Below are 9,763 nucleotides of genomic sequence, written 5' to 3' on the forward strand. Positions count from 1 at the left end.
TATTGCGCAACGAGCCGACGCCGAAATGGCGGTTTTTGGTCCAGCCCCGCAGGGGTTGCCCTGTAAAAGGCCTTGGCAGCGTTGCTCGGCCTTGAAAGAGACCCACTCTTCCTGCGTCCTCGCGCCTCGCCAAGGCCTTTTACAGGGCAACCGTGGCGTTGTGGAATTTGTCCACGCCGCCTAGGTCTCGTAGGATGAAGGCCATCCATGATCCGTCCGGTGCTCTTGCCTCCGGTCTCGCCGCCATCCGCCAGCAGTTCCAGGTGCCCGAAGGCTTCCCGCCCGAAGTCCTCGCTGCGGCCGCCCTGGCGGCGGCAAGGGCACCGGGGCAAGAGCACGAGGATCGCACCGACGAGCCTTTCGTCACGCTCGATCCGGCAACGTCCACCGATCTTGATCAGGCCTTCCATATCGAAGCATCCGGCAACGACCTGATCCTCCACTACGCCATTGCCGACGTGGCCTGGTTCGTGGTCGATGGCGATCCGGTCGACGCTGAGGCGTGGAAGCGCGGCGAAACGCAGTATCTTCCCGATGGCAAGGCGGGACTCTACCCGCCTGCCCTGGCCGAACGTGCCGCGAGCCTCCTCCCCGATGGCCCGCGCCCGGCGGTCGTGTTCACTGTTCGCCTTGCGCCTGATGGCCAGGCGCGGCTCGATGCCGCCCGCCGCGCTATGATCCGCAGCCAGGCCAAGCTCGCCTACGACAGCGTCCGCCCTGACCAGCTCCCTGCCGACTTCGCCCGCTTTGCCGAACGCATGACCGCCGCCGAAGCTGCGCGCGGCGCCGCCCGCGTCGATCCGCCGGAGCAGGAAGTCGAAGCGCTCGGGGGCGGACGCTACGCCCTGTCCTTCCGCCCCCTGCTTGCTTCGGAACGGGCCAACGCCACGCTTTCGCTTGCCGCAAACCTCGCCATTGCCGATGCGTTGCAGCAAGCGGGAACCGGCCTGTTCCGCGTAATGGCCGGCCCGACCGCAGCGGCAATGGCGCGTCTGCGCAGCACGGCGGCCGGTCTTGGCCTCCACTGGCCGGAACATGTCGACCTCAAGGCCCTCGAACGCACGCTCGACCAGCGCAATCCCGACCACGCCGCATTCATGCTCGCGGTGCGGCGCGCAGGTGGCGGCGCTGGCTATGCCCCGTGGATACCCGGTGTCACGCCATGGCACGAAGCCATCTCCGCCACTTACGCCCACGCGACTGCGCCCTTGCGCCGCCTCGCTGACCGCTACGTGATTCGCGCCGTGCTTGCCATCGCCAACGGCAAGCCCGTCGCGCCGGAAGTCGAAGCTGCGTTCCAGCGCCTCCCCGCGGTCATGGCCAAGGCCGAAGCGCTCTCCGGCCAGATCGAACGCGCAGTCATCGACCTTGCCGAGACAGTCATGCTTCAGGGGCGCGAGGGTGAGACTTTCCGCGCCTGCGTGACCGATACGGACGGCGATTCGGCGCGCGTGCAGCTGCTCGACATGCCCGTAGTGGCCCGCGCCCGCATTGCTGGCGCCGCGCCCGGCCAGCGCGTGGACCTGAGCCTTACCGGTATCGACAGCAAGCAGCGCCGCGTCCAGTTCGCGCCGGTAAGCTGACCCCTGCACAAGAACCGCTTGCGGCAACGCGATCTTCCGGCTAACCGCGCCGAACCACGCAGCTCCTGCGATCGAGGCCCGATGGCGGAGTGGTTACGCACCGGATTGCAAATCCGTTTACGCCGGTTCGATTCCGGCTCGGGCCTCCACACTTGCCAGGGCTGCCGCTTCTTCAGTCTATCACCAGGTAATAGCCCGCGGCGTTGCTGGACGGATTCGTCAGCACGATCTCGAAGCGTCCGCTGAACAGCGGTGTCCACATGCATTCGCGGGTCCGTGCCTTGGCGGGCGGGTAGACTGGCCTGGCCTCACCGTCCAGTACCGTGAAATCGAGCGCGGCCTGTCCGGGCGTCGCCACGGAAACACGGGCGGATCGTCCCCCATCGAACAACTGCGGCAGGCGTACGGTTGCGCCCGGGTTGAGCATGCCCGCCTTGTATGCCGGCCCCAGCACGCGCCCGCGATAAGGCGGCGTATCGGGCATCACGGCCCTTGCGCGCCAGTTGGCCACCGGATCGGGCTCCCCGGGCATCGCGCGGGCTCCGAAGGAGTCTAGCGCGGCAAGGATCATGCCCAACTTCTGCGGATCGCCCTGCGAACTGTCCGCCTCGGCCAGAAGTGTAGCGACGGCTTCGGTCGGCCCTGAGGAATTGGTCAATACCACCCTCACTGGCACCTCGCGGTCGGCACTCTGCGTCTTGGCAGCACACCCGCCCAGCGCGGCGACGCAGGCAAGGACAGTCAGGGCAAAGGGTTTCATGGGGCAGGCTCCAGAATGAACTGCGCGCCGCGCGGGGCGTCGCCCAGCCTCAGGACAAGGCCGTGGCGTTCGGCGATCGCGCGCGAGAGGGCGAGACCAAGGCCGTGGCCGGGCTTGTCGCCGGGCGCGGTCGCACGGGAGAAGCGTTCGAATACCCGGTCGCGCTGGTCGCGCGGAATCCCGGGGCCGTCGTCCTCGACGGTCACGCTTGGCCCCGGACGGAGGATCAGGCGCACGTGCCCTCCTTCGGGCACGTACTTGATCGCGTTGTCGAGCAGGTTCGAAAGCAGCCGGGTGATCTGCATGCGCTCGCCCAGCATGGTCACGCCCGGGGCGATAGCGGCTTCCAGCGTCAGCCCGGCATCCTCCGCGCTGCCTTCGTAAAGGTCGGCAAGGCTCTCCGCCAGCGCCGTCATGTCGATCTCGGCAAGCCCTGCCAGATCGCCCCGGCGACTTTCGGCAGAGGCGATGTCGAGTAGCGAATCAAGCATCGACAGGATCGCACGGATGTCCTCGCGCGATTGGCCGATCGGGCCGCCAGCATTCTCGGGGCGAGCCTGCATCGCTGCACCCAGCCGATTGTCGAGGTGCATGAGCGGCGTCCGCACCTCGTGCGCGACATGCTCTGAAACCTGCTTGTAGGCCTTGAGCAACTGCGCTTGCCGGGCCAGCAGGCGTGCGCCGTGCCCCGCCACCTCGTCGATCTCGTCCCCGCCGCGCTGACGGGCGGGAAAGCTCGCGGCACGTCCATCAGCCGCCGCACCCAGCGCGGCGTTCACGGCATCCATGCGGCGGGCAAGATGCCTGGCGGTGATCCACGCAACGAAGGCCACCGCGCCGACAATCGCCGCGCCAACCGCCAGGAACGCCGCCGAAAGAACCGCCAGCGCAGAGCGGTCGCGGTCATATTCGCGCGCTGCCAGCAATTGCAGGTCCGGGGCAAGCCTGGCTCCTTGCGCATAGACCTCGGTGCCATCGGCCAGCGTCACGAACCCCTCTTCGGAGCGCGCGGAGTTGATCTGCGGCCAGCGGCGCACGTCGCCCGCCAGCAGCCGCCCCGCACCATCGGCAACCATGTAATGCGAACGCCGCCCTTCAAGACTGACCACGGCCTGCCGGTCGGCCACCCGGCGCAGCAGTTCCTCGCGCCCGGCCGTTGCGTATATGTCGATCAGGCCGGCGAGGTCGGTCGAGACGGTGGCCGAAAGCGAGGCCCGTGTCTGGCGCTGCACGGTGATCGTGGTGACTGCGAACAGCACGCCCACGGCGATGACCGCGATCAGTATCGAGGCTGTCGTCAGCTGGCCGAAGATCGACCGTGCCCGGACGCGCGCTGGCTTCATTCGCCTCTCGTCAGCCGATAGCCCGCGCCCCAGATCGTCTCGAGCGCAGGCGCGGCGAAACCGTCCTCGAGCTTGCGGCGCATGCGGCCGATGTTGACGTCGACGACATTGGTCTGGGGATCGAAGTTCATGTTCCATACGTCGCGCAGCAGCATTTCGCGCGTCACCGTTTCGCCCGCGTTTTCCATGAAATAGCGAAACAGCGCGAACTCGCGGGGCGAAAGCGCAATGTGCTTGCCCGAACGGAATGCAGTCCGCGCCTTCACGTGGCATTCGAACGCGCCGTAGATGATCACTGCGCCGTGAACCGCACCCGCTGCGCGGCGGTGCAGCGCGCGCAGCCGCGCTACCAGCTCCTGCGGCTCGTAAGGTTTGGCAAGATAATCGTCGACGCCCGCTTCCAGCCCTTCGATGCGGTTTTCGCTGCGACCCAGCGCCGAAAGCATCAGCACTGGCGTGCCCACCCCGGCTGAGCGCAGGCGCGAAACGATGGTCAGGCCGTCGAGATCGGGCAGCATGCGGTCAAGGATGATCACGTCGAAGTCCTCGGCCCCGGCGCGCTGCAGGCCTGCCGTGCCGGTCTGCTCCCATGCCATCCGGTCGCCATCGGCCAGCACCAGCTCCTGCACGGCCTGCGCGGCGCGTGGATCGTCTTCCACGTAGAGGATGTTGAGATTGCCCATCTTCGCTGCCCCCGATCCGGCATTTCCCCTGGCCGAACCGTCCGGCGCGATCATTTCACGCCGGACGGTGGCCTTGCAACCCTTCGTTTGGCGGGCGTTTCAGCGCATGTCCTCGACCGAGACCCAGCCCTTGGTGCCGAAGCTGTCCTGGACCTCGATGAACAGACCTTGCCGCTGACCGGTGGGTGTGAGAGCGGTCCCGGCGCGCACGGTACGAAGAGCTGCGGACTTGAGATCGGCCGCGGTGAACATCTTGGTGTCGATTGCGGTCGTGGCGTTTGCAGGTGCTGCCGGTGCCGGTGTGGCGGCCGGAGCGAGCGAAGCAAGCGCAGGCCCCTGGCCCGACAAGCCGTTGAAAGCCTTGACGAAAGCCTCGATCAGCATCTGCCCGTCCTTGCTTCCGGCATAGGCCGCACCGGTCGCACCGCTGGCCACCGCGCCGATGGTCCCGCCGCCATTTCCGAAGGAAATCGTGGTCTTCTTGACCTCGCCAGAGCCGGAGGCGACGGTCTGGCCATTGGCCGGGCTGATCAGGCGGATGCCGGCGGCCACCACTTTCTTCTTGCCGCCGAAGCCGCCGAACATGCCGAGCATCGAGCCGGCGCCTGGAATGCTGCGCATCATGCCGCTTGCCGCGCCCGAGCGGACGAGGCCTTCCATCGCAACGCCCTTAGCCTTTTCAATGGCTTGGTCGACTTCTTCCTTGTCGCCAGCGATGACGTTCATCAGGAACGTGGCAGGCTTGCCGCTGGCCGGATCGTGCAGCGAAAAGCAGCCGGATTCGCGGGCCATGGCGGCGATCAGCTCGCGCGGGGAGGACAGGCCGTACTTGGTCCAGCCTTGCGTATCGCCATCGACCAGCGCGACCGAGCCATAGCTCTTGTCGCACTTGGTGAGGGTGACGGGCGGCTCCTTGTCGGCAGCCAGGGCAGCAGTCGAAACCATTGAAAGCACGGCGAAAGTCAAGGTCCTGCGAAGCATCGGTCTTCCCCTAGAAGGGGGGCTGCACCCCCGTGCGGCCCCTTTCCAACTCTGGGGTAACTCTGCGGCAACTCCCCCCTGACTCCCACACAACTGTCCCGTCACTCTCGTGACAATTGCCGTTAATCTTCGCGGCAATTGCCGTTCAAGGAGCAACCTTGCCGAAGACAAGCACGCCGTTGACGGTGAACGCGCCAGTCGGGGCAAAATCGCTGATCTGATAGCCAAGGCCGACGTGGCTGGCGGCGTTGCCATAGAGCGCGCCCACCACGCTTGCGGTGCAAGAACCGATGCAGCTGTTGGCGTTTGCCGCCGCGATGGCAACCGAGCCCGAACCGAAGCGCATGTCGCCGCCGACAACGAGGCCGCCGTTGCCAGGGTCTGCCGATCCGCCCGGCGTTGCCACGGTCCAGCCCCGGTTACCGGTGGCGACGTTGAGGTTGAAGCCGACCTTGGCCTGCGTGCCGAACTGGACGGCGAGCGTGCCCGATGCCGTTCCCGAATTGCCGTCCGCCCCGTTGAAGTTGGTCGGGGCGGTCGAGCCGACGACGGCGTAGTTTACCGTCCCGCTTACCGGGAGGTTGGCTGCTGCGGTTCCGGTGACGATATGAACCTGAGGATTGGTCGAGGCATTGTTCGCGGTATCGTCCCAGCGCGTCCAGGCCACTGTATCATCGATCCGGCCGTGTTCCTTGAGCACCGAGGAGGTGCCATAGAGGATGTTGGAGTTCGGCGTCAGCTTGACCCGACTGATCGTGCCGTCCGGCGAGACCGTGACTTCGGCGGACGAGGACGCGTTGGTGCCGCCGTTTTGCAGAACCGCAGTTGGCGCGAAGCTGATCGTGGGCGAGCCGGACGAGGCGACGGTGCCGCTGGCCTTGAAGGCAGCAGAGCCGATGATGTACTTGCTGTCGCCGCCCGGCGTCAGCGCGGCGTAGGTGATTGCCGCCTTGTCTGCCGATCCGGCAAAGCTGCCGTTGACGGCCACGGTGCAGAAATTCGTGCAGCGGCTCGATCCGTCGTCCCCGGGCGCGACGAAGCCGAAGGTCCCGTTGGAATAGAGCTGGAACTGCGTTGTCGACTGCGAGATGTCGGCAAGACCGCCCGTGGTGGCGATGTTATAGACGTAATCGGCACCATTGAGACTGCCGCCGGGCATGACGATACGCGCTTCCATCGCCACTATCGGCAGGGTACGCCCGAAATTGACCTTGAAGCTGCCGGTGAACGTGCCCGGCGCGCTTGATCCGTCGATCCATGTTGGCTTGGTCGCAGCATAGAGAGCATAGCTGACGATGCCCGTCGTCGGCGCCGTGAAGTTTGTCGGCAAGGCCCGCGCGGCGAAATAATGCAGCCCCTGGTTGGCGTTGAGAGTGAAGGGATTTGCTCCGGTATTGGTGCCATTGGACCAGCGCCCGAGCACGATATCAGCATCACCAGCAACATCGCTGACCGTCATCGTGCCGGGCGTGCGCGTGATGTTGGCCGGGCGGGTGTAGCTTTGCAGCCCGCCGTTGGCATCGAGCGTATAGGCTGTGGCACTGAAGCCCAGCTCGCTGCCGGTGATCAGGCGACCATCCGGCAGGCGCAAGGTGGTGATGAAGTTGATGCGCGGCGAGGTGCCGTTGAAGCCGCCGGTGTACCCGGTCAGCACGCCGCCGCCGGTTCCGCCACCGGTAGTCCCGCCCGGAAGCGTGCCGTCCTTGCCGAAGATCACCGCGCCCTGGATGCGGCCCGCGCTGAAGCTGCCGCCGTAGGTCTGGTACATCAGGCCGAGCCGGTTGACCTGATCCTGTCCGGCAAAATCGCCATAGAGGGTGATGTTGCAACCTGTCCCGCCCGACACGCAGCCCTGACCGTTGCCGGTCATGCTGTTGCCGAAGAAGTAGTTGCCGAGGCTGTCGTAGATCACCTCCTGCATTTGGCCATTGGCATAGTTCGGCGTGCTGAAGGTGTAGGTCACGTCGCCGCCGGATTCGGGCATGACGATCGTGCCGAGCGTGCGGTAGGTGAGATTGCGGTTGTTGGTGGAAAAGCCGATGGTCAGCGCAGCATCGAAAGTGCCCGGCGCGGTGCGACCGTCGGAATAGACCGGGCGGGTTGCCGCCAGAACCTTGTAATCGACCGTGCCCGAAACCGGCAGCGTGCCGCCCTTGGGCGCGAGCACGACATAGGGCATGCCGTTGTTGGTGCCGAAGCCGAACTGGCTGTTCTTGAAGCGGGCGATGCCATCATAGTAGCGCCCGACGATGGCGCTGGCATCACCCGCAACATCGGTGACCTTGGCTCCAAGCGTGGCGATGTCGCCTGCGGTTTCAAGCTCCCCGGCAGCGTTGATCGTGGGGGTGGAGTTGGCAGGCTGGATATTGCCGTTGTGCCCGGCAAGCGCCTTTGAACCCGAGGCATTCGACGGAAAGCCGCCGGTGTAGGTGGTGAGGCGCGTGCCGCCGGTTCCGCCCCCGGTGCCGCCACTCGAACCAGGAAGCCCCGAGAACAGGTCCGGATTTCCACCGCCTGCGAGATAGACGTAGTAGCTTTCGACGAAGGCCAGCGTCGCGCCATCAAACAGCGCGGCGAGCACGCCGGCATCGGTCAGCGCCTTGAGATAGGCGAGGATCTGCGCCTGCGTGAGCAGGGTATATTCCGATGGCTTCCCGCCGTTTGCGAGGAAGGCGTAGTAGGCTTCGAGCGCGGTGACGTAGGTCGCGTAGACCGGCAGCGCGGTGTAGCCATCGGGCGTGCCGCCGCCGGTGAGGAAGGCGTAGTAGGCGGTAAGGAATTCGGCCTGCGCGCCGAGCAGCGTCGCAAGCTTGCCGCTGTCGATCAGCGCCTTGATGTACTGCTGCAGCAGGGCAAGGTCGGCCCCGGTATAGGCGCTCGGCACGCCGCCTGCCTGCAGGTAGGCGACATAGGCCGCGAGCGCATCGGCGAAGGCTTCGTAGTTCGGCGGGGTCGGCAGGCCGGTATAGAGGTCCGGGTTTCCACCATTGGCAAGATAGGTGAAGAAGGCCGAGTAGAAGCTGGCGAGCTGGCCGAGGAACACCTCGTTCGCGCCGACGGCGGAAAGCGCGGCGAGATACTGGCGGATCTCGTCCTGCGTCAGTGCGGTGTAGGCAGAGGGCAACCCGCCGTTCTGGAGAAATTCGTAATAGGCCTGCAGCGCCGTGGCGTAGCCGGTGAAGACGTTGAACGGCAGGCCCTGCCAGCCGTCGATGGACCCGCCACTGGTGAGGTAGGCGAGGTACTGCGCATAGAACGTGGCCTGTGCGCCGAGGAAACGGTCCAGCGCGCCCGCTGCGGCGAGGGCATCGAGGTACTGGCGCAGCACGGCGGGATCGAGCGCGGTGTAGGCCGACGGCACGCCGCCTGCGGCAAGGTAGGCCTGATAGCTGGCGAGCGCGGATGCATAGCCGGCGAAGACATTGGCGGGCAGGCCCTGCCAGCCGTCGATGGTGCCACCATCCTTCAGATAGGCGAGATACTGCGCGTAAAACGTCGCCTGCGCGCCCAGGACCTGTTCGAACAGGCCGGTCGCCTGCAGGGTTTCGAGGTACTGGCGCAGCGCGGCAGGATCGGTGCCTTCGTAGGCGCTCGGCAGCTGGCCGCTCTGGAGGTAGGCGAAATAGGTGGTCAGCGCGGTGCGGTACTGCGCGATGAACGTGGTGCCGCCATTGGCGAGATAGGCCTGAAGCAGCGCGCGGTCGCTTTCGGCAAGACGGACGAGCAGGCCGGAATCGTTGAGGAAGCCGATATAGGCGTTGATCGTCGCCTGGGTCGCGCCGGCAAACGCCAGCGGATCGCCGCCTGTGCGGATATAGGCGAAGTAGGCGCTGGTCAGCGAGGTGTAACGCGACACGAACTGGTCGGCATTGCCACCACCCAGCACGAAGGCGAGATAGGCATCGACCAGCACGCGGTTCTGGCTCGACAGCGCGGCAAAGCCATCGGTGCGCGAGCGGTAGGAGATGAAGGCGTTGATGTCCGCCAGCGAAGTGCCGCTGAACGAGGACGGCGCCGCGCCCGAACGGACGAGATCGAGGAACTGCACCATCAGCCCGGCATATACGGTGAGGAACTGCGCCTGGGTCTGGCCGCTGGCGAGGTAGTTCAGGTAGGCGCGGATCACGTCGGCCTGGGCCTGATTGAACGGCTGGCCACCGTAGAGGCTCTCGAGCCGGGCGGCATAGGCGACGAGGGCGGCAAGATCGCTGGACGGGAAGGTTTCGAGGCTGGGATTGGCCACAGCCGCTTCGATGCGCTGGCCTGAGGAGACGATATCGCCCGAGGCGCCAGCGGCTGCGAGCGCTTCGCCGAGGATCACGGGCACGCCGTTTTCGGCAGCGGCAACCGGGCCGCCTTCGCTGATCGCGGCGACTTGCGGTTCGGTAGCTGGTGTGGGCGCCGGTGCCGGAG

Annotated in this window: 6 protein-coding genes and 1 tRNA gene; 2 read left to right on the forward strand and 5 right to left on the reverse strand. The window is 66.1% G+C overall.

The annotated features are described in order from the left end of the window. Nucleotides 1-194 precede the first annotated feature (194 nt). Nucleotides 195-1,583 (forward strand): RNB domain-containing ribonuclease, encoded by a 1,389-nt coding sequence (locus AX703_RS12120; protein ID WP_062344353.1) that lies wholly within the window; start codon nt 195-197, stop codon nt 1,581-1,583. Nucleotides 1,584-1,658: 75 nt separating this feature from the next. Further along, nucleotides 1,659-1,732, forward strand: a tRNA-Cys gene (locus AX703_RS12125). Nucleotides 1,733-1,755: 23 nt separating this feature from the next. Here AX703_RS12125 and AX703_RS12130 read toward each other — a convergent pair. The 5 genes from AX703_RS12130 to AX703_RS27935 form a co-directional block, all read right to left on the reverse strand. After that, nucleotides 1,756-2,343 (reverse strand): hypothetical protein, encoded by a 588-nt coding sequence (locus tag AX703_RS12130; protein WP_062344354.1) that lies wholly within the window; start codon nt 2,341-2,343, stop codon nt 1,756-1,758. Beyond that, nucleotides 2,340-3,686: a HAMP domain-containing sensor histidine kinase gene (locus AX703_RS12135; RefSeq protein ID WP_062344356.1), complete on the reverse strand. Its 1,347-nt coding sequence runs from the start codon at nt 3,684-3,686 to the stop codon at nt 2,340-2,342. Before AX703_RS12135 ends, AX703_RS12130 begins: the two co-directional genes overlap by 4 nt. Next, nucleotides 3,683-4,369 carry a response regulator transcription factor gene (locus AX703_RS12140; RefSeq protein WP_062344365.1) on the reverse strand — a complete coding sequence of 229 codons (687 nt, stop codon included), beginning with the start codon at nt 4,367-4,369 and terminating at the stop codon, nt 3,683-3,685. Before AX703_RS12140 ends, AX703_RS12135 begins: the two co-directional genes overlap by 4 nt. 99 nt (nt 4,370-4,468) lie before the next feature. After that, nucleotides 4,469-5,314, reverse strand: a complete 846-nt coding sequence (locus AX703_RS12145; RefSeq protein WP_231735513.1) for an SH3 domain-containing protein — start codon at nt 5,312-5,314, stop codon at nt 4,469-4,471. Between the two features lie 181 nt (nt 5,315-5,495). Then, nucleotides 5,496-9,763: hypothetical protein (locus AX703_RS27935; RefSeq protein WP_197423698.1), on the reverse strand; the 4,268-nt coding region annotated here is incomplete at its 5' end.

The organism is Novosphingobium sp. CCH12-A3, from assembly GCF_001556015.1.
GTDB classification, from domain to species: domain Bacteria; phylum Pseudomonadota; class Alphaproteobacteria; order Sphingomonadales; family Sphingomonadaceae; genus Novosphingobium; species Novosphingobium subterraneum.

Coding starts and splice junctions, on each gene's coding strand:
- AX703_RS12120 (WP_062344353.1), top strand. CDS start 195: ATGAAGGCCATCCATGATCCGTCCGGTGCTCTTGCCTCCGGTCTCGCC.
- AX703_RS12130 (WP_062344354.1), bottom strand. CDS start 2,343: ATGAAACCCTTTGCCCTGACTGTCCTTGCCTGCGTCGCCGCGCTGGGC.
- AX703_RS12135 (WP_062344356.1), bottom strand. CDS start 3,686: ATGAAGCCAGCGCGCGTCCGGGCACGGTCGATCTTCGGCCAGCTGACG.
- AX703_RS12140 (WP_062344365.1), bottom strand. CDS start 4,369: ATGGGCAATCTCAACATCCTCTACGTGGAAGACGATCCACGCGCCGCG.
- AX703_RS12145 (WP_231735513.1), bottom strand. CDS start 5,314: ATGGTTTCGACTGCTGCCCTGGCTGCCGACAAGGAGCCGCCCGTCACC.